The sequence below is a fragment of the Pseudomonas abyssi genome, assembly GCF_002307495.1.
In the GTDB taxonomy this organism is placed as follows: domain Bacteria; phylum Pseudomonadota; class Gammaproteobacteria; order Pseudomonadales; family Pseudomonadaceae; genus Halopseudomonas; species Halopseudomonas abyssi.
The window spans coordinates 102,183-125,396 of record NZ_NTMR01000005.1; the positions used below are offsets into that span (position 1 = coordinate 102,183).

A 23,214-nucleotide genomic window follows, 5' to 3' on the forward strand; every position below is an offset into this window, starting at 1 on the left:
GTGGCTCAGTGCAGCGCGTTCTGGCTGATCAGCTCGTCGAGTGTGCGCGGGTGGCCAATCCAGTAGCCTTGCAGCAGGTTGCCGCCCCAGCGTGACAGCTGGTCGGCGATACGCGCGTCTTCGACATAGTTGGCTGCCACCTGCTTGTCCATTTGCCGCGACAGGGTGATCAGGCTCTGCAGGTAGGCGCCGTGTTCCTCTCCCTTGCTGCCGACCAGCTCGCGACTGTCGAGCTTCACACCTGTGATCGGTAGACGGCTCAGATAGCCGAGCGCGCCGTATTCCGAACCGAAGTGATCCAGCCAGATCTCCACGCCCAGTGCATGCAGCGCCTGACACAGTTTACTGGCCTGGTTGGCGTGCTTGAGCAGGGTGTCTTCGCGCAGCTCCAGCTGGATCATCTGCGGTGGCACCTGACTGCGCTCCAGCAACTGGCGAAGCTGCTCGGCAAAGCGCGGCTGCTTCAATTCGCGGTCGCTCAGGTTGATCGACAGTCGGCACTGGATGCCGGCATCCAGCCATTGCTTGACGGCATCCAGCGCCTGGGCGATGACCCAGTGCCCCATCGGCAGAATCAAGCCACTGTGCTCGGCCAGTTTGAGGAAAGCGTCCGGCGTTAGCAGGCCCAGTTGCGGGTGTTGCCAGCGCAGCAGGGCTTCCCAGGAGACCGTGTCACCGTTGCGGGTGTCGACAATCGGCTGGTAATGCAGACGGAACTGACCCTCGAGCAGTCCGTGCCGCAGGCCCTGTTCGATGTCCAGGTTGTGCCGGGTAGCGGCATCTTTCTGCGGATTGAAGAAGGCATAGCCGTTGCGGCCGTTGGCCTTGGCGCGGTACAGCGCCTGGTCGGCGTGTTGCAGCAACTCGGCCGCAGTAGAGCCGTGGCTCGGGTAGGTGGCAATGCCGACACTGGCCGAGACCAGCAGATGATGGCCGCTGAGCGTCACGGGTTCACTCAGGGCGTGGATAATCTTGCTGGCGATCAGCGCAGCGTCGTTCGGGTCGTGCAGATCGTTCAGCAGGGCGACGAACTCGTCGCCGCCGATACGGGCAATCAGGTCGTCCTGGCGCATGGTGCGGCGCAGGCGGTTGGCGATCACGGCCAGCAGCAGGTCGCCCAGGCCGTGACCAAAGCTGTCATTGATCTGCTTGAAGTAGTCCAGGTCGATATACAGCAGGGCAAAGCCGGTCGGACTGCGCTGGCCGCGCAGGATCATGCGGTCCAGCTCGGCTTCCAGCAGGGCACGGTTGCCCAGCCCGGTGAGCGGATCCTGACGGGCCATTTCCTGCAGTTTGCGGCCGCTGTCGCGGCGGCGCTCGGCATTGATCAGGGCGCGTTGCAGGCTCTCGCTGCTGAGCGTCTCGCGCGGCAGGATGTCGTCGGCACCCTCGGCAATCGCGCCCGCGTCGCGTTCGACGTTGTCATCGTCGCTGATCAGCAGGAACAGGGTATGTTCGGCGGTACGCCGGGCTTCGTTCAGCAGGCCCAGGTCGTTGGGCAGCAGGCAAGCGCTGTAGGGCTGTTGGCTCAGGCGCGAGACGGCCTCGCGCGGGCTGGTGCAGATCTCGACCTGCGCTTGCGGCGAAGAGGAACGGCAAAGCCCGAGCAGTTGCTCGCGCTTGGTGGGATTGCTTTCAACCAGCAGTATGGTGCGTGCGGGATCCATTAGGTGTGCTCTGTTGTGGGAGCTTGTTATCGTCCATGCACAAATTGTTGACGGCGGTATGTTAACGCCGTCACGGTTTTGTAGCACCTCTGCTGTTGAGTCAATGGCCGAAATCTCCGACCAGCGGTATGGCTAAATGCCTTCAGTGTCAATGCGTCGGCTGAAAAAATGTGCTACGCGATGAAAAGGCAGAAAGTTGGCGCAGGGGCGGACGCCCCTGCGCCGGCAGGTTTACCCTTCGAGCATGGTCTTGTCGCGCACGCCGCCCTTGTCGGCGCTGGTGGCGAGCAGGGCGTAGGCCTTGAGCGCGGTGCTGACCTTGCGCGGGCGCGAGGCGGCGGGTTTCCAGCCCTTGGCGTCCTGAGCCGCCCGGCGAGCAGCCAGCTCTTCATCTGACACCAGCAGGTTGATGCTGCGGTTGGGGATGTCGATCAGGACCTTGTCGCCATCCTGCACCAGACCAATGGCGCCACCGGCCGCTGCTTCGGGGGAGGCATGGCCGATGGATAGACCGCTGGTGCCGCCGGAGAAGCGACCGTCGGTCAGCAGCGCGCAGTCCTTACCCAGGCCCTTGGATTTCAGGTAGCTGGTGGGGTAGAGCATTTCCTGCATGCCCGGGCCACCTTTCGGGCCTTCATAGCGGATGATCACGATGTCGCCCGCCTTGACCTCATCGTTGAGGATGCCTTTGACGGCAGTGTCCTGGCTTTCGAAGATCTTGGCGTTGCCCTCGAACACATGGATGGACTCGTCGACACCGGCGGTTTTCACCACGCAGCCGTCCAGCGCGATGTTGCCGTACAGCACGGCCAGGCCGCCTTCTTTCGAGTAGGCGTGCTCGACGCTGCGGATACAGCCTTCGGCGCGGTCGTCGTCCAGGGTGTCCCAACGGGTGCTCTGGCTGAACGCGGTCTGGGTCGGGATGCCGGCCGGGCCGGCGCGGAAGAAGGTATGGACTGCTTCGTCGCTGGTCTGGGTGATGTCCCACTGGGCGATGGCATCGGCCATGCTGCGGCTGTGGACGGTGCTGACGTCGGTGTGCAGCAGGCCGCCGCGTGCCAGCGAGCCGAGGATGGAAAAGATACCGCCAGCGCGGTGCACGTCTTCCATGTGGTACTTCTGAATGTTGGGCGCCACCTTGCACAGCTGCGGCACTTTGCGCGACAGGCGGTCAATGTCACGCAGATCGAAGTCGATCTCCGCTTCCTGAGCGGCGGCCAGCAGGTGCAGGATGGTATTGGTCGAGCCACCCATGGCGATGTCCAGCGTCATGGCGTTTTCAAACGCCTTGAAGTTGGCAATGTTGCGCGGCAGTACGCTGTCGTCACCTTCGGCGTAGTAGCGCTGGCACAGCTCGACAATGGTGCGACCGGCGCGCAGGAACAGCTGTTCACGGTCGCTATGGGTGGCCAGGGTCGAGCCGTTGCCGGGCAGCGACAGGCCGAGGGCTTCGGTCAGGCAGTTCATCGAGTTGGCGGTGAACATGCCGGAGCAGCTGCCGCAGGTCGGGCAGGCGCTGCGTTCGTATTCTTCTACTTTCTCGTCCGAGCAGCTGTCGTCAGCAGCCACCACCATCGCATCAACCAGGTCCAGGCCGTGGCTGGCCAGCTTGGTCTTGCCGGCTTCCATCGGGCCGCCGGAAACGAAGACCACCGGGATATTCAGACGCAGGGCTGCCATCAGCATGCCGGGGGTGATCTTGTCGCAGTTGGAGATGCAGACAATGGCGTCAGCGCAGTGCGCGTTGACCATGTACTCGACCGAGTCGGCGATGATCTCGCGGCTGGGCAGCGAGTACAGCATGCCGTCGTGACCCATGGCGATGCCGTCGTCGACCGCGATGGTGTTGAATTCCTTGGCAACGCCGCCGGCTTTCTCGATTTCGCGCGCGACCAGCTGACCCAGATCCTTCAGGTGCACGTGGCCGGGCACGAACTGGGTGAAGGAGTTGGCGATGGCAATGATCGGTTTCTTGAAGTCTTCGTCCTTCATGCCGGTGGCACGCCACAGGGCGCGTGCGCCGGCCATGTTGCGGCCGAAGGTGGAGGTTTTCGAGCGATAATCAGGCATGACGGAGATCTCGTGGTGTAGTGCAGACTGCCAAGCATACCAATTCGCTGCCCGGCATGCAGTAAGCGGCGATCAGCTGGACCCGGTGCACTGCAGGCCAATGCGTGTTCGAGGGAGGCGAGGCTGGCTGGACGCCAGCCTCGGTTGGGCTCAGCGCAGTACGAAGCGGTAGCTGAGGATTGCGCGTACTTCGTCGATATCGCGCTGCCCGACCACGTTGCTGCGCAGGCTGGCGTGGCGCAGGGAGATACCGAGGTCCTTTAGGTAGCCGCTCTGCACCTTGTAGTCCACGCGCAGGTCGCGCTCCCACTCGCTGTCCGCGCCGGCAACGGCGCTGTCCACGTCGGTGCCGCGCAGGTAGGCGGCGGTGGTTTTCAGGCCGGGCAGGCCAACGCCGGCGAAGTCGTAACCATAGCGGGCCAGCCAGGTGCGCTCGCCGGCGCGCTGGAACTTGCCGATCTGCGAGTCGGTGATCAGGTAGGCGCTGGCACCGTCACCGTTGTTGATGAACGGGAAGTGGCTGGTGCCGCTCAGGTGCTGATAGCCCAGCCCCAGGCTGTGGCCGCTCTGGCTGACGGTGAACAGCGCGCTGGCTGCCTGGTTATCAACTTTGCCGTTGTTGTTGAAGCCGCTGGCACCGTAGCCTGCGCGTTGGTCGTCGTTGGCCCCGTAGGCGTTGCTGTCGAAGTAGCGCAGGTCGGTGGTCAGCTTGCCGTCACCCAGCGCGAGATTGTGCACTGCGCCCAGGTAGTGCTGGCGGTAGTAATCCTTCAACTCGGCGAAGTAGTAGGACGTAGTCAGGTTGTCGGTCAGCGCGTAGTCACCGCCGGCGTAGCGGAAGCGGTCAACGCGCTCAGTGCCACCGGCTATGCGCAGGTCGTCGTAGTCGCTGGAAATACGGCCGCTGGCCTCGCGGATTTCACCGAAGGTCAGCGTCAGGCCGTCGATATCGCTGGAGGTCAGCTGAGTGCCGCGGAAGGTCTGTGGCAGCAGGCGGCCGTCGTTGTAGGTCAGTACCGGCAGTTTGGGCTGCAGTACGCCGTAGCGCAGCTCGGTGTCGGCCACACGTGCCTTGGCGGCAAAGTCGATGCGGCTGAATTCGTTGACGGCGCTGCCATCGCTGTCCAGCGGGAACACGCTGCCCGGGTTGCGGCTACGGCCAGCCTTGGTGGTGCGGCCACCCGAGTCCAGACGGATAACCAGTTGCGCCAGGGCATCGAGGCCGACGCCGACAGGGCCGTCGGTGTAACCGGACTGGAAGTTCAGCAGGAAGCCCTGGCCCCATTCTTCTGCGTAGGAGGGGGCGGCATCGCCGCTGCGGTTGTCCTGATTGATGTAGAAATTGCGCGTGTTGAGGGTGGCTTTGCTGTCCTCGACAAAGCCTCCGGCGAGGGCTGGCTGGACGAGGCCAAGAAGGCTGGCGGCCATGGCGCCGGCAATGGGTGTGTAACGCATGGTGTCTGCTCCGATGAACAAGAGTGGCAAGCGGTTCGCTGGGGCGGCTGGACGGGCGGCGGGGGATGCGCTGGCGTCGTGCGGCAACTGCTTCACAGGCGGTCGGCGCAGGCGTATGCCCTGGGGTGGCTGCCTGGATCAGCTCAGCCGCGCGCAGGGTGGGGCGCCCGCGTCAGCGGTGAGGCAGGCGCGAATGGGCGCCATCTCGGTGGAGATGGCGCCGGTAACATAATTGAAATATTTTTAAGCCAGAAGAAATAGAAAGTTATTTACTTATAACTTTTTCTCGAAAACCTTGGAGTTCCGCTGGAAGTTGTAGAGCGCTGCGCGCTTGGCCGGCAGCCGTTCTACGCTGCTGGGTTCAAAGCCGCGCTCGCGGAACCAGTGGGCGGTGCGGGTGGTGAGCACGAACAGGGTGTCGATCTTCAGGCTGCGTGCCTGGCTTTCGATGTGCTGCAGGAGCTGATCGCCGCGGCCACCCTGGCGGTAGGTCGGGTCGATCGCTACGCAGGCCAGTTCCGCCGAGCTGGAGCCTTCCAGTGGATACAGCGCAGCGCAGCCGATGATGCGACCGTCGCGCTCGATCAGGGTGAATTGGCTGATTTCGGTTTCCAGCACCTCGCGAGAACGGCGTACCAGGATGCCGGCTTCCTCCAGCGGCCGCAGTAATTCCAGCAGCCCGCCAACATCGTCGATGCTGGCGCCGCGAATCTGCTCGAAGGCCTCCTGGCTGACCAGTGTGCCGCCGCCGTCACGGGTGAATAGCTCGGTCAGCAGGGCGCCGTCCTCGGCGAAGCTGACGATATGACTGCGCCGCAGCCCGGCATTGCAGGCCTTGCAGGCTGCCTGCAGCAGACAGCCGGCCTGGCTGGTGCCGAGTTTGGCCAGCAATGGTGCGGCGCGGGTCGGTTTCAGCTCGCGCAGCAGCTCACCCCGCTCGTCACGGATGCCGGTGTCCTCGCCAAACAGGATTAGCTTGTCCGCCCCCAGGGCTACGGCCACGCTGGTGGCGACATCCTCGGCTGCCAGATTGAAGGCCTCGCCGGTCGGCGAGTAGCCGAGGCTGGAGAGCAGGACGATGTCGTCGTCGTCCAGATGCCGGGTAATCGCCTTGCGGTCGATGCGGCGCACCTCGCCGGTGTGATGGAAGTCCACCCCGTCAACCACGCCGATGGGTTTGGCGGTGACCAGGTTGCCGCCGACCACGCGCAGGCGGCTGCCGGACTGCTGGGTGCAGAGCCGGGCCTCGATAGCGATGCGCAGACTGCCGACGGCGTCGATCACGCAACCCAGGGTATCCAGGTCAGTCACCCGCAGATCGTTGTGATAGCGTGACTGCACACCGCGTGCGGCCAGTCGCTCCTCGATCTGCGGTCGTGAGCCGTGCACCAGCACCAGACGCACGCCCAGGCTGCTGAGCAGCATGATGTCGTGGATGATATTGCTGAAGTTGGCGTGGATCATGGCCTCGCCCGGCAGCATCAGGACGAAGGTGCAGTCCCGGTGCTGGTTGATATAGGGCGTCGAGTGGCGGAACCAGTTGACGTAGTCGAGCATGCGCGGTGTTCCAGAAAAGAGAGCTATTTAACGGTGTTTGCAACGCTGGCGGCAAGCCGCTTACTGCAGACAGAATCGGCGGATCAGCCCTTGCAGCAGGTCGATTGTGGGTTGCAGACGGTCCATGGCCAGAAATTCGTCTGGCTGGTGTGCCTGGGCAATGTCGCCGGGGCCGAGGATCAGCGTCTGCGCCCCCAGCTGGTTGAGATAGGGGCCTTCGGTGGCAAAGGCCACGGCGTCGGCGCGGTAGCCGGTGAGGGCTTCGCAGGCCTGCACGATGGGCGCGTTTTCCGGGGTTTCGAAGGCCGGCACGCCCGGGAACAATGGACGATAGTCGATCTGCACCTGGTGCTCGGCGGCAATGGGCGCCAGGCGTTCGCGGATGGCCTCGCGCAGGGCGTCGCTGGCCATGCCGGGCAGCGGGCGAATATCAAACTCCAGCGCGCATTTGGCGCAGATGCGGTTGGGATTATCACCCCCGTGTATGCAGCCCAGATTCAGTGTGGGCGTTGGCACGCCGAACAGTGGGTTGTTCCAGCGCTTTTGCCAGTCGCTGCGCAGTTGCAGCAGATCACCGATCACGGCGTGCATCGCCTCCATGGCACTGTGCCCCAGGCTCGGGTCGGAGGAGTGTCCGGCCTGCCCGACGATGTCGATGCGCTCCATCAGAATGCCCTTGTGCAGGCGTATTGGCCGCATGCCGGTCGGTTCGCCGATGACCGCGTGGCGGGCCCCCAGCAAGTCCGCCTCGACCAGCGCCCGAGCACCGCTCATGGAGCATTCCTCGTCGGCCGTCGCGAGGATGATCAGCGGCTGCTTGAAGGGCTGCTCGGCGTAGGCTTTTACCGCTTCGATAATCAGCGGGAAGAAGCCCTTCATGTCGCAGCTACCCAGGCCGTACCAGCGGTTGTCGGTCTCGGTCAGGGCAAAGGGGTCGTGCTGCCAGCGTTCCGGGTTGCAGGGCACGGTATCGGTGTGGCCGGCGAACACCAGCCCGCCCGGTCCGCTGCCCAGTGTGGCAATCAGGTTGGCCTTGCCGTCCTGGCCGGCGATGGGCTGGATGCGGCAACTGAATCCCAGCGTCTCGAACCAGCTGGCGAGCTGCTCGATGACGGCCAGATTGGACTGGTCGAGTGCTGGCTGGGTACAGCTGATGGAGGGTAGCTTGAGCAGCGCGTCGAATTGCGCCTTCAGCGTCGGCAGTGACATGGCAACTCCGTGGACCGGAGCCTGCCCGCCGGAAGGCGGCGGGCAGGCAGTAAAGGTCTCTTGAGCTTACGCGCCAGGCGCGGCGCCGTCAGCCGAAAATGCTGGTAAGCGTGAAGAAGTAGATGATGGCCAGGAAGGCACCGGCCGGCAGGGTAACCACCCAGGAGGTAAAGATGGTGCCGACCACGCGTAGGTTCAGTGCACCGATACCGCGGGCCAGACCGACGCCCAGTACGGCGCCAACCAGGGTGTGGGTCGTGGAGATCGGCAGGCCGATGCTGGAGGCACCGACCACGGTGGTAGCCGTGGCCAGTTCGGCGGCAAAGCCGCGGCTGGGGGTCAGTTCGGTGATGTGCTTGCCGATGGTGGCGATCACCCGGTAGCCGTAGGTGGCCAGACCGACCACGATACCCACGGCACCGAGCAGCAGTACCCAGCCTGGGACCACCGACTTGGCGACGATGTCACCGCCCGAGTGCAGTACGCCGACAATGGCGGCCAGCGGGCCGACGGCGTTGGCTACATCGTTGGAACCGTGCGCGAAAGCCATGGCACAGGCGGTGAAGATCATCAGCACCGCGAAGACCTTTTCCACGCTGGCAAAATGAAAGCTGCGGTCCGCCTCCGGATCGGCCTTGATGCGGCTGAGCAGGCCGACGCCAAGGGTCGACACCGCGATACCCGCCAGCAGGGCAAGGCCCAGGCTTTCCCAGCCGTTGAGTTCCAGGCCGATGTGCTTGAGGCCCTTGGTCAGGGTCAGAATGGTGACCACAAAGCCGACGGCAAACATGTAGAAGGGGACGTAGCGCTTGGCGTTGGCGAAGGGGTCATCGGTGTCGAGGATCAGCTTGTGTACGCTGATGAAGATCATGAAGGCGACGATGCCGGACAGCAGCGGCGAGATGACCCAGCTGGCGGCAATCGGCACGACGCCATCCCAGTGCACGGCGTCCATCGACACGCCAACCGCGCCAAAGCCGATGACCGCGCCGATGATCGAGTGGGTGGTCGAGACCGGCCAGCCCTTGATGGAGGCGACCAGCAGCCAGGTGCCGGCGGCGAGCAGGGCGGCCAGCATGCCCAGGACCATCTGGTCCGGGCTGATGGCTTCGGCATCGACAATGCCGCTGCGGATGGTCTGGGTCACCGAGCCGCCGGCCAGATAGGCGCCCAGGAACTCGAATACCATGGCGACGACGATCGCCTGTTTGATGGTCAGCGCGCGCGAGCCTACCGAGGTGCCCATGGCGTTGGCAACGTCGTTGGCGCCGACGCCCCAGGCCATGAAAAAGCCGAACAGGCAGGCAAGAATCAGCAGTATGGTGCCGTATTCCGCAATCAGGGTCATATGTCACATTCTCTATACGGGTGCATGGGCCGCCGGCGTTTCTGGGTGTGCGCCGGCATGCGTGCTGATGGCCGGGTATTCGCTGTCCTAGCGAGCCATCAGCAGTTCCAAGCGGTTGCCCACGCGTTGTGCGCGGTCGGCAACATCGCCAATCCATTCGATGATCTGGTACAGGAACATCACGTCCACTGGCGGCAGACCCTTCTCCAGCAGATACAGCTCTGAGCGCAGGCTGATCTGCATGTTGTCGGTGTCGTGCTCGATGCGATCGAGCTCTTCGATCAGGCGTTCGACCAGGGTGACTTCGCGGCCGGCAAAGCCGGTCTCCAGCAGCTCGTCCAGCTCGTTCATCGCCGTCAGCGCCTGGGCTGCAGCGTCAATGGAGCGGGCAACGAACGCCTTGAAAGCGGGGAACAGCGGCTCGGGAATGACCATGCGCCGACCCAGCATCAGGCCGGCGATATCCTTGGCGCGGTTGGCGACTTTGTCCTGTACACTGAGCAGCTCCAGCAGGTCTGAGCGCGGCACAGGCAGGAACAGACTCTTGGGCAGATGCACACGCACGTCTTTCTTGAGTTTGTCGGCATCGCGCTCAAGCTGGGCAATCTGCTGCTGCAGTCGTGCGGCTTCGGCCCAGTCCTCGGCCTGCAGCGCTTCGATAAAGGGCAGCAACTGCGCTGCGCACTCGTGGGCCTTGGCGATGTGCTGCTGCATGGGGCCAATCGGCGAACGACCGAACAGGGTGAGGAACGGATTGTTTGGCATGACGCCTCCCGCTGGAATTGAGGCCGCAGAGTATAGGTGCTGAGCTTGCAGCCGTCATCAGATTGAAACGAAATGAACATTTTTGCGCGCTGGCTTTCACCGCCAGCGAGCCGTTAGAGAATCGCACATGGTCAAGGAAACCGAAATCAAGCTGCGCGCCAGCGCCGACACGCTTGCAGCGCTGCAGCAACACCCGCTGCTGAATGAACGCCGCGCCAGCGACTGGCAGCGCAGTACCCTTTACAACCAGTACTTCGACACCGCTGCGCGGGACCTGAGCGCCGCTCGGGTGGCTTTGCGCCTGCGCCGCGACGGCGATACCCACATCCAGACGCTGAAAAGCCGAGGCCAGAGCGTGGCCGGGCTGTCCGAGCGCAACGAGTGGGATTGGTATCTGAAGACCGACGCCCTGGATCTGGCGCTGCTGGATGACAGCTGCTGGCCGGCCAGTCTGGCGGAGCTGGACAAGCAGCAACTGCAACCGCTGTTTACCACGGACTTTGAGCGCACCCGTGCACTGCTGCGCTGGGAGCGCGACGGCGAGCTGGTCGAGGTGGAAGCGGCGCTGGACAGTGGCGAGGTTCGTACCGACGGCGCTGCCGAGCCGATCAGCGAACTGGAACTGGAAGTCAGGCAGGGGCCAGCGGTTGCCCTGCTGGAGCTGGCCCTGGAGCTGGCTCGCGAACTGCCGCTCATGCCCTGCGACATTTCCAAGGCTGAGCGCGGTTACCGCCTGTTTGATGCCGGCAGTTTCAGCCTGCGACTGGAGCAACCCCGCTGGCAGGCCGACACGCCTGTTGATCAGGTGATTGCCGAGCTGGTTGGCCAGCTGCTGGGTCGGGTGCAGCGTCTGGCCGAGCAGTATCGTTATGCGCGCCAATGGAAGCTGTTCCGCGAGTTGACGACCGCCATGGCCCAGCTGCGGGCCTGCTTCGGCGTATTTGACCTGGCGTTGCCGCGCTCGGCAGCCAGCCCCTTCGTGGCACCGCTGGATGCGCTGCTGGCGGCCTTTCAGCCGCTGGTGCTGGCTGGCTGGGCGGACGACGCCGACGGTGAGGCGGCGCGCCGCGAGGCTGAATCGGTGTTCGACCAACAGCTGGGCGGAACGGCCTGGGGGGCGCTGTTTGTCGAGCTGGCGCTGTGGTTGCTGGAGCAGCGCTGGACGCTGAATCGGCCGCCGCGTGGCGACAAGATTGCGGCCCTGCCGCTGGAGCGCTGGCTGCTGGCGGCCTGTGGCAAAGAGATCCAGGAGCTGCGGGTACCGCACAACAATGACCCGGAGCACCGGGTCAGCGAATGGCTGGATCAGTTGCCGCGTCTGGGGCGCCTCCAGTTGTTGCTGGGGCACTTCCGCGCCTTTGTACAGGTGCCTGAACCGGACCGGCTGTTTGGTGAACTGAACAAGTTGCAGGCACTGCTGGAGCAGTATCCGCAGGTCGCCGAGGAGCAGCGCGAGCTGCTGCTGGATGCGCTGCGCAAGCAGGGTGTGCGCGTGCGCCGGCTGAACGGCTGGCGCGCGCTCAACGGCTGAGCTGAGTCCTATCTGAGTAAAGGGAGAGACCGATGAAGACACTGGCCGACCTGGCGATCCCGGGCAGTGATCGACCACTGGACCTGGGCGATTTTTTGAACACACTGGTTGCCCAAGGGCGGCTGAGCCAGGACAGCGCTGATCACCTGGTCAGCCTGCGCCGCGCCGCCGTGGGCGACACTGCCAAGCTGCACCCGCTGCAGTTCATTGCCGCGCAGGATGTCGAGGATCAGGCTCGGCCGGGCAAGAAGCTGGATCTCGATACCCTCAGCCGCTGGCTCGCGAGCGAGAGCGGCCAGCCGTTTTTCCGTATCGACCCGCTGAAGATCAATGTCACGGCGCTGACGCCGTTGATGTCCTTCGCCTTTGCCCAGCGCCACCGGATTCTGGCGGTCGAGGTCAATGATCGCGAGGTGACCATCGCCAGCGCCCAGCCTTTTGTACATGGCTGGGAAGCCAATCTGCAGCATGTGCTCAAACGCGATATCCGCCGCGTGGTTGCCAATCCGGAAGACCTGCAACGCTATTCGGTAGAGTTCTACCGTCTGGCCCGCTCGGTGACCGGTGCCAACGCCACCGATCAGAAGAGCAGGGGTGTCGGCAACTTCGAGCAGTTGCTCAACCTGGGCAGCATGAGTCAGGAGCCGGACGCCAACGATGCCCACGTGGTCAACATTGTCGACTGGTTGTTCCAGTACGCCTTTGAGCAGCGCGCCAGTGATATCCATATCGAGCCGCGCCGCGAAACCGGCAGCGTGCGCCTGCGCATCGATGGTGTGCTGCACACGGTGTATCAGTTCCCGTTGCAGGTCACCGTGGCGGTGGTCAGCCGGCTGAAAAGCCTGGGCCGGATGAACGTGGCTGAAAAGCGCAAGCCGCAGGATGGCCGCATCAAGACCCGTACGCCCAAGGGCAACGAGGTGGAGCTACGTCTGTCGACGCTGCCCACGGCCTTTGGCGAGAAGATGGTGATGCGGATCTTCGACCCGGACGTGCTGCTGCGCACCTTTGATCAGCTGGGTTTTTCCGGCGAGGATCAGCGCCGTTGGCAGCAGATGGTCAGCCAGCCCAATGGTATCGTGCTGGTGACCGGGCCAACCGGTTCCGGCAAGACCACCACGCTGTACACCACGCTGAAGCAACTGGCCACGCCCGAGGTGAATGTCTGCACCATTGAAGACCCGATCGAGATGGTCGAGGACAGCTTCAACCAGATGCAGGTGCAGCACAATATCGAGCTCAACTTTGCCAGTGGTGTACGCGCGCTGATGCGGCAGGACCCGGACATCATCATGGTGGGCGAGATCCGTGACCTGGAAACCGCCGAGATGGCGATTCAGGCGGCGCTGACCGGTCACCTGGTGCTCTCAACCCTGCACACCAATGATGCGCCCAGCGCCATCAGTCGTCTGATCGAGCTGGGCGTGCCGCCCTACCTGATCAAGGCCACGGTGCTCGGTGTCATGGCTCAGCGTCTGGTGCGTACGCTGTGCCCGCATTGCCGCGCCCCGGCGCCGGTCGATGAGGAGGCCTGGGCCGCGCTGACCAAACCCTGGAATGCGCCGCTGCCGACGCAATCGCGGCACGCCGAAGGCTGTCTGGAATGCCGTGAGACCGGCTACCGGGGCCGCGCCGGTGTCTACGAGCTGATGCCGCTGAGCGATGGCATCAAAGCGCTGATTCACGGTGACACCGACCTGGGCCAGTTGCGCCGTCAGGCCTACAAGGAAGGTATGCACAGCCTGCGCCTGTCAGGGGCGCAGAAAGTGGGCGCCGGGCTCACCACCATCGAAGAGGTGTTGCGGGTGACGCCGCAGAGCCAGCAGACCTGATCCGCTTCACCACCTGCCTTTCTGGCGCGGTTGAGTAGGCCGCGCGTCGTCGCCCCCGCATGAAGTCCTGGCGGGGGCGAGGGCAGCTAATTCCTCTTGCTAACGCTGGCTGCGGGGCTCGACCGCTCTAGGCCGGGCTCTGCGTGATCCGCGGGGCCTCAAGGCGAAACATTTGTTCACAAATTGCTTGATGGTGAGAATCTATCTCATTACTATCCGCGTCTGATTATAAATCAGGAGCATGTTGACTCCTGAACATGCTAGAGGAAAGGGTAGCTAAGCCATGCAAAAATCGACGTCGCCGTTCATTCGTGCCAGAAAGCATCGTTTGCAGCAACCGGTCGCCACTGCGGTCTCTTCACTGTTGCTGTTGTCCGGTACTGCCATCGCGCAGGAAGCCACTGATGTAGTGGAGCTGGACGCCATCCAGATTGAGGGCGAAGCCTCCTCCTACCGGGCCGACTCGGTCAGCTCCGCCAAATTTACCCAGCCGCTGCTGGATACCCCGCAGACCATTCAGGTCATCACCAATCAGGTCTTTACCGAGCAGGGCGCCACTACCCTGACTGAAGCCCTGCGTAATAGCGCCGGGGTGGGCACCTTTTACGCCGGTGAGAATGGCAACACGACCACCGGTGACTCCATCTACATGCGCGGCTTTGATACCTCCGGCAGCATCTTTGTCGACGGTGTGCGGGATATCGGGTCGATCTCGCGTGATCTGTTCAATATTGAGCAGGTGGAAGTCGAGAAGGGGCCGGCCGGCACCGACAGCGGTCGCAGTTCGCCTTCCGGCTCCATCAACCTGAGCACCAAGCAGGCCAATCTGCGCGACAGCAACCTGGTCAGCACCACCGTGGGAACTGACGGTCAGAAACGCGCAACGGCGGATCTCAACCAGACCCTGGATGGCCTGCCGGGAAGCGCCGTGCGCCTCAATCTGTTGTGGCAGGACAGCGATGTCGCAGGGCGTGACCACGTCAACAACAGCCGCAACGGCGTCGCGGCCTCCTTCGGCTTTGGTCTGGACACCGCTACCCGCGCCTATCTCAATCTGTTGTACGTCAAGCAGGACAATATTCCCGACGGCTATGTGCCGACCGTGGGCATTGATCACTGGAGCCCCCAGCCCGGACTGGAAAACCTGGTGGGCAACCCGGTCGACAGCGAGAATTTTTACGGCACCAAGCAGGACCACGACGACGTGACCGCCAAGATGGCGACCTTCCGCCTGGAGCACGACTTTTCCGAGCGGGTGCGGCTGACCAACGTGGTGCGTTGGGGCGAGACCAAGCAGGACTACCTGCTGACCGCCTTTATGAGCACCGGTACCAACATCACCTACACCGACATCAACGACCTCTCCACCTACGCACTGGCGCGCAGCCTGCCGACCTTCAAGGACATCGAGAACACCATCCTCACCGATCAGCTGAACCTGCGGGTTGATTTCGAGACGGGCACTATCGAGCACAATCTGCTGACCGGCGTCGAGCTGACCCGCGAAGAGCAGACCAGCTATGGTGTGAGTTCTGCCGGCAGCCGCCCGGATGCCAACCTGTTCAACCCGAACTGGAATGACACCGGGGACCTGACCTACGGGCGCAACGGTGCGAACAGTGAAGGCTCGACCGACACCTACTCGTTGTATGTGTTCGATACTCTGAAGTTTGGCGAGCAGTTCCTGATCTCCGGCGGCGTGCGTGCCGATCACTATTCAACCGAGTACAGCAACGATGCCATCTGTGGTGGCACCGGGCGTCGCGCCGTGCCCTGCGGCACGCTGCCGACCGGCAGTATCGTCAATACGATCGACACCGATGACAGCGACACCCTGATCAACTGGAAGTTGGGCGCGGTCTACAAGCCGGTGCCGCAGACCAGTCTGTACATCAACTACGCGCTGTCCCAGCAGCCACCGGGCGGTCTCAACTTCCAGCTGAGCGACTCTGCCACCAGCGCCAATAACCCGAGCATGGACCCGCAGGAAGCGCGCACCTACGAGGTTGGCGTCAAGTGGGATGCGGTTCCGGACGCGCTGACGTTGAATGCCGCGGTGTTCCGCACCGACGTGCTCAATGAGGTGAGCGAGGATGACCTGGGCAACCCGACACAGGATGGTGAGAAGCGCGTGCAGGGCGTTGAGTTGTGGATGAATGGCAACATTACCCCCAACTGGGCCGTGTCGGCGGGCTACACGTATCTGGACACCGAAGTGACTGAAGGTGATGCGATCACCGCCAGCGGCTCCAGCGACCTGACCTACACGCCTGACAGCGCCTTTACCAGCTGGACCACCTATCGCTTCCCGTCTGGGCTGACGGTGGGCGGCGGTGCGCGCTACACCGCGGGCCTCACCCGTGGCCGCGACGGCGCCGTGGGCACGCCCGATCACACCGACTCCTACACTGTGTTCGACGCGGTAGTGTCCTATCCGGTATCGGATAACCTGGCGCTGCGTCTGAATGCCTATAACCTGGCGGACGAAGAGTACGTGGCGGCGATCAACAAGAGCGGCTATCGCTACACGCCCGGCGCGGCGCGGACCTATCTGCTCAGCGCCGACATGAGCTTCTGATCCGCGTGCCGGGCCCTGTCCCGGCGCTCGGTCGCAGCCATTGCCGTGGTGTTTTACCGGTGGCACCCGCACTCTGCGGGTGCTGCTGTTTTCAGTCGTCGGCCCGGACTGATTGCCCGTGCCGTTGCTCGCAGGGGCAGCGCCGGCGGTGACCGTGGCCCTCAGCAGGTGAACGCATTATGTTGGTACATATTCCAGAAGTTCTCAGCAAGGCCGAGGTGGCTGAGGTGCGCAAGCGCCTGGCGGCGGCCGACTGGGTGGACGGTCGCGCGACGGTCGGGCAGCAGGGCGCGGTGGTCAAGCGCAATCGCCAGTTGCCGGTAGACTCGCCGGTGGCGCGCGAACTGGGTGAGATCATCCTGACGCGCCTGTACGCCCATCCACTGTTCATGGCCGCCGCCTTGCCGCTGCGCTCGGTACCGCCGCTGTTCAGCGTCTACAGCGGGGGCGAGCACTACGGGTTTCATGTCGATGGCGCGGTACGACAACTGCCGTTTAATCAGCTCAGCCTGCGTACCGATGTCTCGTCCACCTTGTTCCTGGCTGAGCCGGAGGAATACGACGGCGGCGAGCTGGAGGTGCAGGACACCTACGGCATTCACGAGGTCAAGCTGCCGGCGGGTGACTTGATTCTGTATCCGTCCAGCAGCTTGCATCAGGTAACGCCGGTCACCCGGGGTGAGCGGGTGTGCAGCGTATTCTGGAGCCAGAGCATGGTGCGCTCTGATGCCCAGCGCTCGCAGCTGTATGAGCTGGATAGCACCATTCAGCAATTGCGCGGCAAGCTGGGTGACTGCCCCGAGGTGCTGACCCTGACCGGGCACTACCATAATCTGCTGCGACAATGGGCCGAGGTATAAGGCCGGCGGCCTGTTAGAATGCGCGGCTTACGCTGAGTGATCGCGCGGAGCCGCCCCATGAACTACCGTCACAGTTATCACGCCGGCAATCACGCCGACGTGTTCAAACACGCGCTGTTGCGCCAGTTGCTGGTGCTGATGCAGCGCAAACAGACGCCGCTGTGCTGTCTGGACAGCCACGCCGGTACTGCCTTTTATGATCTGCAGGGCGAGGCCGCCGGCAAGACCGGTGAATACGTTGAGGGTATTGGCCGGCTCTGGGCCCGCGATGACCTGCCGCTGTGGCTGGCTGACTACCGGGATGCGGTAGCGCGGCACAATCCGGACGGACAGCTGCGCTGGTATCCGGGCTCGCCACAGATCATGGCTGAGTTGCTGCGCGAGCAGGACCGTATGATCCTCAGCGAACTGCACCCCGAGGACGCCGATACCCTGCGCCAGTATTTTGCGCCGCAGCCGGAGATCGCGGTGCATCAGCGCGATGGCTACGAGCTGCCCAAGGCATTCCTGCCGGTTGCGGAAAAACGCGCGCTCTGGCTGCTGGACCCTCCCTTTGAAAAGACCGACGACCTGCAGCGCTGCGTGGCTGCAGTCGAGCAGGCAGTCGCGCGCATGCGTCAGACGGTGATTGCGATCTGGTATCCGATCAAGGATCAGCGGCTGCTCAAGGACTTCTACCAAGGCATCGCCGATAGCGGCGCGCCCAAGGCGCTGCGAGTCGAGCTGAACGTGCGTCCGGCTGATAATCAATTGGGGCTGAACGGCTCAGGCATGATGCTGATCAACCCGCCGTGGCCGATCTGGGAAGAGCTGGAGCAGATATTGCCGTGGCTGAGCCGGGAGCTGGCGCAGTCCGGTGGCGGGAGTTGGCGGATGGATTGGCTGGCTGGCGCGCCCTGAGGTCAGGGCGCACCGCCGCCGGATTGTCGAGGGGCACGACATGCCGTGCCCGCCACGATTGCCGTGCGATCAACCCTCCAGCTGGAAGGTCAGCCCGGCGTGTTCCTGCAGACGCTTGATCAGCTTGTCGCCCATGGCCGGTGCGGTCGTCCAGATGCCGCCCTGGGTATCGGTGGCATCGCGTACCAGGCAGATGGCGCTTTCGGCAATCATGCGCGAGGTCGAGCCGTAACCCGGATCGCGTTTGCCCGCCACGCTGGCCATCAGCGTCTTGCCGTCGGCGCCTTCACCAATGAACAGTACATCGTAGAAGCCGTTTTCACGCTCCTCCTTGGTCGGGCCTTCACCCGGCTTGGGCGCGTCGTCGCCGGCCAGTGACTTGTCGCCTGTGACTGCCTTGGCGATGGCTTCGCCCTGTTCGCCCGGGCCGGTCAAAATCATCTCGTCGTAGACAAAATCGCTGCCGTAAGCATGCCCCAGCAGCGCGTTGGAGCGGTGCACGTTGCGGGTGTTGATGGCCGCCATGACGAAGGGCGCCGCCCAGCTGCCCAGTGACTCGTCAAACTCCGGCTTGGCCGCCGGCGGCTGGGCCGGGCCAGTGAAGCCTGGCGTGAGCGCAAAGGGGTTGCCGAGCAACTGGTAGATTTCCGGGTTGGCCTTGGCCGCCGCCAGGGTGGCCTTCAGGCTGGCGGCAGTGCCGCCGGAAAAGGTGCCCTTCATCTTGCGCACGCGGCCCTTGACGCGGGAGAGCGCCGCGCCAAATTTCTCCTGCGCGGCCTGCTGCAGGAAGTAGACCCCCAGATCGAATGGAATGGAGTCAAAACCGCAGGAGAAGACGATACGCGCGCCGCTTTGCTTGGCGGTCTCGCCATGGGCATCGATCATCTGACGCATCCACGCCGGCTCGCCGCAAAGGTCGACGTAATCGGTACCGGTTTCTGCGCAGATGCGCACCAGGTCAGAACCGTACAACTGGTAGGGGCCAACGGTGGTCAGTACCACGCGGGTACGCTCGGCCATGGCGCGCAGGCTGTCTGCGTCGCCGGTGTCGGCAACCACCAGCGGTGTGCCGGCAGGGGCGCCGATTTCATCGCGAACGGCTTCCAGCTTGCTCTGGCTGCGGCCCGCCATGGCCCAGCGCAGGCCGCTGTCGTCGGCATACTCCTGGCTCAGGTATTCTGCAACCAGACGGCCGGTATAGCCGGTGGCGCCGTAGACGATGATGTCAAACTCTGGCGTACTGCTCATGCGGGGTGTCCTCCTGGTGGGCGGGGAGTGGCGGCTGAACTTTGTGTCATGCGAGCCAGTCCCAGCCAGTGTGGGTGCCTGATATTCAAGCTAGTCTGGCACAGATTGCGGGGCAGGGTTGAGCGCTCGCGCCGGTTTCTCCGGGGCGAATGGCGGCCAATAATCCGCAGCGATGACGGGCGGCACCTATAGTGGACTGATGGCCGTTGACCGGCCTACAAACAACGAATGCAAGGAGATCGACATGGCTGCAGAGAAGGCACCGCAGAGCGCCACGAACAAGCAGAGTGAGCTGGCCGCCAGCAAGGTGGCGGTCGGTGAGGCCTATGAGAAGCTGCTGGAGGCGCGCGACCACTTTGCCTCCGCGGCTCAGGCCGCTGGGCTGGAAGTGCGACACGACGCCCTTGAACATCTGCTCAAGGGGCGCGAGAAGGCCGAAGAACTGGGCGCTCAGGCCAACACCTACATTCGCGAGAAACCACTGGCAACCATCAGCCTGGCCTTTGCGGCCGGCTTTGTGCTGTCGCAGTTGCTCTCGCGCAAATGATTGAGCCGACGCGCGATCAGCCGGAAGCGGAGCCTCAGGGCGCCGCTTCCGGCGAACAGCAATCCGAACAGCAATCCGAACAGCAATCCGAACAGCAAGCTGATCAGGAGGCTGTCAGCGAGGCGCTGGTGCAGCAGACGGCCGCTTGGTTGGAACAGATTGCCTCGGCCAGCGGCGAGCTGCTGCGTCTGTTCCGCCTGGAGTGGAAACTGACGCTGGGCGACGCCAAACGTGTGTTGCTGCTGGGTGTGATTTTGATTCCGCTGCTGTTGTTCGCCTGGTTGCTGCTCAGTGCGCTGCTGGGCTGGTGGGCATGGCAGGCCACGCAGTCGGTCAGCCTTGCTCTACTCACCGCGCTGGCGCTGCAGTTGCTGTGCGCCGGGCTGCTGGCCAGGCAGATCGGTATCTATCAACGGTCCCAGGGATTCCGCCGCACGGGCGCCCACCTGAAGCGACTCATGCAGGGAGCAGATGATGAAGCGAAAGCAACTGATCGACGAGATTGAGCAACTGGACAAGCAGTTGGCGCTGCGCCTGGACATCGTCGAGCTGAGTGGCGCGCTGGTGCGCCATCAGTTGCGCCAGGTTAATCCGGCTTTACTGGTAGGTGGCGGTGCCCTGGCCGGCGCGGCGACGCAACGCCTGGGGTTGGGACGGACCTGGGGCATGGGCCTGACCGGGGTGCGTCTGCTGCCGGTGGCACAGAGCCTGCTGCCGCTGCTGCGCAACCTGGGGCTGGTGCTGTGACCGAGCAGACACCGCCGAGCGAGATCGAAGAAATTACCGGGCCCAGAGCCAAGATGCCGCCGGTACAGATGGCGCTCTACTGGCTGCTGGCGCTGGCCTGTCTGTACACCCTGTACCTGGCCAAGACGCTGTTGTTGCCGGTGCTGGTGGCGGCGTTGTTCGCCTTGTTGCTGAGCCCGCTGGTCGGGCTGTTCAAGCGTTTCCACATCCCGCGGACCCTGTCGGCGCTGGTGCTGCTGACGTCGATTGGCGTGCCGTTCACGGTGATGGGCATGCAGCTGTCCGAGCCGGCGGAGAAGTGGTTTCAACGCATTCCGGAGCTGTCTGCGCAGTTGACCGACGAGCTGGATGAGTTCAGTCGCAGACTGTCCGTCAGCGAGTCTCCTGTCACGGTGACCGAGCCGGAAAAGGACAGCGGGTTTCGTTTTTTTGGTTGGTTTCGTGATGACCCGGAGCCACGCTCCGCCCCCTCGCCGACGCCCGCGCCGGTGGGGGACAGCGCCGTCTCGGACCGGCTGATGCAAGGTGGTGTCGAGCTGATGGTGCAGATGCTCGGCGCGACCCCTGCGGTACTGGCGCAGTTCTTCACCTTTCTGGTGCTGGTACTGTTCATGCTGATCTTCGGGCCGACCCTGTACAGCACCTTTATTCGGGTATTTCCGCAGATTCGTGACAAACAGGCGGCGACGGACCTGCTGGAGCAGGTGCAATATGAACTGTCGCGCTACATCCTGACGGTCAGCGTGATCAATACGCTGCTGGGTGTGGTGACCGGCTGTGTGCTGTTTTTCATGGGCGTGGAAGACGCGCTGCTGTGGGGCGTGATGGTTGCGTTGCTCAATTTCGCACCGTACGTCGGACCGGTCATTGGTATGGGGGTGCTCTGCCTGGCCGGCGTGGTGCAGTACGGTCCGGTGCTGGCGGCGCTGCTGCCCGCGCTGATTTATTTCTGCATCAATCTGGTCGAGGCGCAGTTTGTCACGCCGACCGTGCTGGGCCACAACATGCGTTTGCACCCGCTGGTGCTGATGCTGTGGCTGATTCTCTGGGGCTGGATGTGGGGTGTGGTCGGTGTACTGATCGCCGTGCCGCTATTGGTCTGCCTGAAGCTCGCGGCGGCGCGGCTACGGCTGTTCCCGCACTGGGTCAAGCTGATCGAAAGCCCGATCTAGGCGTTATTGACACGCATTCGACGGGGCGCTCAGGCTGGCTTGGGCGCGCGTTGCACCAGCAGCACGGCGCTGATAATCAGCGCGCCGCCCAGCAGCATGCGCAGGGTGGGCTGCTCGGCAAACAGCCACCAGGCGATGAGAATGCCGTAGACCGGCTCGAGCGCGAAGAACAGCGAGGCCACCCGCGCCTTCAGCACGCTCAGGCTGGAGACGAACAGTACATGCGCCAGACCGGTGCACAGAACCCCCAGCAGGCCGATCCACAGCCAGTCCAGTGGTGGCATCCGCCACATCGCGCCGGCACCGAAGGGCAATACGCACGCCAGCACGACCAGATTCTGCCAGCAAGCAATCTGTACCGGATGCAGGTGGCCGCTGGTCAGGCGGTTGCCGACCGAGACGGCAGCAAAGCAGAAGCCCGAGAGGATCGCCCACAGCAGGCCGGTGGTGTTGCTGGCGGCCAGATCAAACTGCGGCGGAATCAGCAGCAGGCCGGCGCACACCAAAGCCACTTTCAGCAGGTCTGAGGCGCTGGGCTTCTCCCGCCAGAACACCGCCTCCAGTACCACCACAAAGGCCGGGAAGCTGGCAAAGCCGAGGGTGGCGATGCCAACGCCCGACAGCTTGATGGCGTGGAAAAAGGTCAGCCAGTGGATCGCCAGAAATACCCCGCACAGCAGCAGGCTGGCCAGACGCTTGCCGCTCAGTCCGGCAGCCAGCGGGGTGCGCGCCCACAGGGCGAACAGCACTAGTGCACCGACTGCGAACACGGCGCGTCCCAGCACAATGGTGTCGGGTGAGGTGCTGGCCAGCTTGCCAAAGATGCCGGTCAGCCCGAACAGCAGAGCGGCAATATGCATGAACAGCAGGGCGCGGTTGTGGGTCAGGTCAGTCATGGCGCTCTCGGGGCAGAGTGAGGCGCCATCTTAGCGCTGCCGCCGCGCGCTGGCTGTTGCGCGCGTGTTGAATATTGTCGCCTTATTGCTGGCGTCGCAGCGCGCTGGGCGAGACCTGCCAGTGCCGGCGAAATGCCTGGCTGAAGGCGCTCTGGCTGGTATAGCCGCACTCGGCGGCAATGCGCGAAAGGGGCAGGGCGCTGTGCAGCAGCCGCTGGCGCGCATACTGCAGGCGGCGCTGGCGCACGTATTCCAGCGGCGCGCAGCCCAGCTCCTGCAGGCACCAGTGGTTGAGACGAGAGGCCGACAGGCCGGCAACGCGGGCCAGGTCCTGCACGCCCAGTGGGTGCGCCAGGTGCGCATCGATGTAGCGATTCAACCGTACCAGCGGCAGGCGGCTGGGCGCGGCTGGCTGACCCAGCAGGGTGCTGACCAGCAGAGCGGCGCTGGTGTCGGCCAGGTGGGGCTGGCTGCGGATCAGCCCGGCCAGGCTGCGCACCAGGGCACCCTGTTCGCTACTGAGGGTCAGTAGCTGGTTGCCCTCCAGCAGTCGACGCTGGCGACTGCGGTCATGCTCAAGGCCGGCGAGCGGCGAGTCGCTGTCGATATCCAGCACCAGACAGTGGCCCTGATCCGGGCTGAAAAAGGCATGACGCTCGCCCGGCGCGATGATTGCCACGCTGCCGTGTTGCACGCGCCCACCGCTTGCGCCGTACTCGAGTTCCAGGCTGCCCTGCAGGCCAAACACCAGCTGCGTCTGCAGCTCGTGGCTGTGCGCCGCGCTGGCGTCAGGGTAATGGTGAATGTCGAGTCGAGTCATGGGCATGCGGCC

At 63.8% G+C, this 23,214-nt stretch carries 19 protein-coding genes; 9 read left to right on the plus strand and 10 right to left on the minus strand.

The window, feature by feature from the left end; all coding sequences use genetic code 11:
* Positions 1 to 5: 5 nt before the first annotated feature.
* From CNQ84_RS05160 to CNQ84_RS05195, 7 genes are all read right to left on the minus strand, one after another.
* A complete protein-coding gene (locus CNQ84_RS05160; RefSeq protein ID WP_096003847.1) occupies positions 6 to 1,667 on the minus strand; it encodes a GGDEF/EAL domain-containing response regulator in 1,662 nt (553 codons plus the stop codon).
* A gap of 231 nt (positions 1,668 to 1,898) precedes the next feature.
* Positions 1,899 to 3,737 (minus strand): dihydroxy-acid dehydratase, encoded by a 1,839-nt coding sequence (ilvD, locus tag CNQ84_RS05165; RefSeq protein WP_096003848.1) that lies wholly within the window; start codon positions 3,735 to 3,737, stop codon positions 1,899 to 1,901.
* A gap of 150 nt (positions 3,738 to 3,887) precedes the next feature.
* Positions 3,888 to 5,192 (minus strand): OprD family porin, encoded by a 1,305-nt coding sequence (locus tag CNQ84_RS05170; protein WP_096003849.1) that lies wholly within the window; start codon positions 5,190 to 5,192, stop codon positions 3,888 to 3,890.
* Positions 5,193 to 5,465: 273 nt separating this feature from the next.
* On the minus strand, positions 5,466 to 6,749 hold the full coding sequence (argA, locus tag CNQ84_RS05180; RefSeq protein WP_096003850.1) for an amino-acid N-acetyltransferase: 1,284 nt from the start codon (positions 6,747 to 6,749) through the stop codon (positions 5,466 to 5,468).
* Between the two features lie 60 nt (positions 6,750 to 6,809).
* Complete coding sequence (gene argE, locus CNQ84_RS05185; RefSeq protein ID WP_096003851.1) at positions 6,810 to 7,958, minus strand: acetylornithine deacetylase; 1,149 nt, start codon at positions 7,956 to 7,958, stop codon at positions 6,810 to 6,812.
* A gap of 88 nt (positions 7,959 to 8,046) precedes the next feature.
* The gene (locus CNQ84_RS05190; protein WP_096003852.1) at positions 8,047 to 9,306 is read right to left on the minus strand and encodes an inorganic phosphate transporter; all 1,260 of its coding nucleotides are present in this window, start codon (positions 9,304 to 9,306) and stop codon (positions 8,047 to 8,049) included.
* Positions 9,307 to 9,393: 87 nt separating this feature from the next.
* Positions 9,394 to 10,071: a TIGR00153 family protein gene (locus tag CNQ84_RS05195; protein ID WP_096003853.1), complete on the minus strand. Its 678-nt coding sequence runs from the start codon at positions 10,069 to 10,071 to the stop codon at positions 9,394 to 9,396.
* A gap of 127 nt (positions 10,072 to 10,198) precedes the next feature.
* Here CNQ84_RS05195 and CNQ84_RS05200 point away from each other — a divergent pair, with 127 nt between their 5' ends.
* The 5 genes from CNQ84_RS05200 to CNQ84_RS05220 all read left to right on the plus strand — a co-directional run bounded on the left by CNQ84_RS05200 (position 10,199) and on the right by CNQ84_RS05220 (position 17,772).
* Complete coding sequence (locus tag CNQ84_RS05200; RefSeq protein ID WP_096003854.1) at positions 10,199 to 11,602, plus strand: CYTH domain-containing protein; 1,404 nt, start codon at positions 10,199 to 10,201, stop codon at positions 11,600 to 11,602.
* 32 nt (positions 11,603 to 11,634) lie between these two features.
* Entirely contained in the window at positions 11,635 to 13,434 is a 1,800-nt protein-coding gene (tfpB, locus tag CNQ84_RS05205) for a type IV pilus assembly ATPase TfpB (protein WP_096003855.1), read from the plus strand.
* A 283-nt stretch (positions 13,435 to 13,717) separates the two neighbouring features.
* A complete protein-coding gene (locus CNQ84_RS05210; RefSeq protein WP_096003856.1) occupies positions 13,718 to 16,012 on the plus strand; it encodes a catecholate siderophore receptor Fiu in 2,295 nt (764 codons plus the stop codon).
* A 179-nt stretch (positions 16,013 to 16,191) separates the two neighbouring features.
* On the plus strand, positions 16,192 to 16,872 hold the full coding sequence (locus tag CNQ84_RS05215) for a Fe2+-dependent dioxygenase (protein ID WP_096003857.1): 681 nt from the start codon (positions 16,192 to 16,194) through the stop codon (positions 16,870 to 16,872).
* A 57-nt stretch (positions 16,873 to 16,929) separates the two neighbouring features.
* Complete coding sequence (locus CNQ84_RS05220; protein WP_096003858.1) at positions 16,930 to 17,772, plus strand: 23S rRNA (adenine(2030)-N(6))-methyltransferase RlmJ; 843 nt, start codon at positions 16,930 to 16,932, stop codon at positions 17,770 to 17,772.
* A gap of 69 nt (positions 17,773 to 17,841) precedes the next feature.
* Here the strand turns inward: CNQ84_RS05220 and CNQ84_RS05225 are convergent, their stop codons facing one another.
* Positions 17,842 to 19,020, minus strand: coding sequence for a saccharopine dehydrogenase family protein (locus CNQ84_RS05225; protein WP_096003859.1), 1,179 nt, complete (start codon positions 19,018 to 19,020; stop codon positions 17,842 to 17,844).
* Between the two features lie 244 nt (positions 19,021 to 19,264).
* Between CNQ84_RS05225 and CNQ84_RS05230 the strand changes: the two genes are divergently transcribed.
* From CNQ84_RS05230 to CNQ84_RS05245, 4 genes are read left to right on the plus strand one after another with little or no spacing between them, the layout of a single operon-like run.
* On the plus strand, positions 19,265 to 19,567 hold the full coding sequence (locus CNQ84_RS05230; RefSeq protein ID WP_096003860.1) for a hypothetical protein: 303 nt from the start codon (positions 19,265 to 19,267) through the stop codon (positions 19,565 to 19,567).
* A complete protein-coding gene (locus tag CNQ84_RS05235; protein ID WP_096003861.1) occupies positions 19,564 to 20,073 on the plus strand; it encodes a hypothetical protein in 510 nt (169 codons plus the stop codon). Before CNQ84_RS05230 ends, CNQ84_RS05235 begins: the two co-directional genes overlap by 4 nt.
* Positions 20,042 to 20,314 carry a hypothetical protein gene (locus tag CNQ84_RS05240; protein ID WP_096003862.1) on the plus strand — a complete coding sequence of 91 codons (273 nt, stop codon included), beginning with the start codon at positions 20,042 to 20,044 and terminating at the stop codon, positions 20,312 to 20,314. The genes CNQ84_RS05235 and CNQ84_RS05240 overlap by 32 nt, the downstream gene beginning before the upstream one ends.
* On the plus strand, positions 20,311 to 21,486 hold the full coding sequence (locus tag CNQ84_RS05245; RefSeq protein WP_217350054.1) for an AI-2E family transporter: 1,176 nt from the start codon (positions 20,311 to 20,313) through the stop codon (positions 21,484 to 21,486). Before CNQ84_RS05240 ends, CNQ84_RS05245 begins: the two co-directional genes overlap by 4 nt.
* A 29-nt stretch (positions 21,487 to 21,515) precedes the next feature.
* On the opposite strand, the gene CNQ84_RS05250 is transcribed toward CNQ84_RS05245, so the two are convergent.
* Both CNQ84_RS05250 and CNQ84_RS05255 read right to left on the minus strand, forming a co-directional pair.
* Complete coding sequence (locus CNQ84_RS05250) at positions 21,516 to 22,373, minus strand: DMT family transporter (RefSeq protein WP_096004034.1); 858 nt, start codon at positions 22,371 to 22,373, stop codon at positions 21,516 to 21,518.
* A 91-nt stretch (positions 22,374 to 22,464) separates the two neighbouring features.
* Positions 22,465 to 23,202 carry a helix-turn-helix domain-containing protein gene (locus CNQ84_RS05255; protein WP_165771228.1) on the minus strand — a complete coding sequence of 246 codons (738 nt, stop codon included), beginning with the start codon at positions 23,200 to 23,202 and terminating at the stop codon, positions 22,465 to 22,467.
* Between the last annotated feature and the right edge of the window lie 12 nt (positions 23,203 to 23,214).

Coding starts and splice junctions, on each gene's coding strand:
- CNQ84_RS05160 (WP_096003847.1), bottom strand. CDS start 1,667: ATGGATCCCGCACGCACCATACTGCTGGTTGAAAGCAATCCCACCAAG.
- ilvD (WP_096003848.1), bottom strand. CDS start 3,737: ATGCCTGATTATCGCTCGAAAACCTCCACCTTCGGCCGCAACATGGCC.
- CNQ84_RS05170 (WP_096003849.1), bottom strand. CDS start 5,192: ATGCGTTACACACCCATTGCCGGCGCCATGGCCGCCAGCCTTCTTGGC.
- argA (WP_096003850.1), bottom strand. CDS start 6,749: ATGCTCGACTACGTCAACTGGTTCCGCCACTCGACGCCCTATATCAAC.
- argE (WP_096003851.1), bottom strand. CDS start 7,958: ATGTCACTGCCGACGCTGAAGGCGCAATTCGACGCGCTGCTCAAGCTA.
- CNQ84_RS05190 (WP_096003852.1), bottom strand. CDS start 9,306: ATGACCCTGATTGCGGAATACGGCACCATACTGCTGATTCTTGCCTGC.
- CNQ84_RS05195 (WP_096003853.1), bottom strand. CDS start 10,071: ATGCCAAACAATCCGTTCCTCACCCTGTTCGGTCGTTCGCCGATTGGC.
- CNQ84_RS05200 (WP_096003854.1), top strand. CDS start 10,199: ATGGTCAAGGAAACCGAAATCAAGCTGCGCGCCAGCGCCGACACGCTT.
- tfpB (WP_096003855.1), top strand. CDS start 11,635: ATGAAGACACTGGCCGACCTGGCGATCCCGGGCAGTGATCGACCACTG.
- CNQ84_RS05210 (WP_096003856.1), top strand. CDS start 13,718: ATGCAAAAATCGACGTCGCCGTTCATTCGTGCCAGAAAGCATCGTTTG.
- CNQ84_RS05215 (WP_096003857.1), top strand. CDS start 16,192: ATGTTGGTACATATTCCAGAAGTTCTCAGCAAGGCCGAGGTGGCTGAG.
- CNQ84_RS05220 (WP_096003858.1), top strand. CDS start 16,930: ATGAACTACCGTCACAGTTATCACGCCGGCAATCACGCCGACGTGTTC.
- CNQ84_RS05225 (WP_096003859.1), bottom strand. CDS start 19,020: ATGAGCAGTACGCCAGAGTTTGACATCATCGTCTACGGCGCCACCGGC.
- CNQ84_RS05230 (WP_096003860.1), top strand. CDS start 19,265: ATGGCTGCAGAGAAGGCACCGCAGAGCGCCACGAACAAGCAGAGTGAG.
- CNQ84_RS05235 (WP_096003861.1), top strand. CDS start 19,564: ATGATTGAGCCGACGCGCGATCAGCCGGAAGCGGAGCCTCAGGGCGCC.
- CNQ84_RS05240 (WP_096003862.1), top strand. CDS start 20,042: ATGAAGCGAAAGCAACTGATCGACGAGATTGAGCAACTGGACAAGCAG.
- CNQ84_RS05255 (WP_165771228.1), bottom strand. CDS start 23,202: ATGACTCGACTCGACATTCACCATTACCCTGACGCCAGCGCGGCGCAC.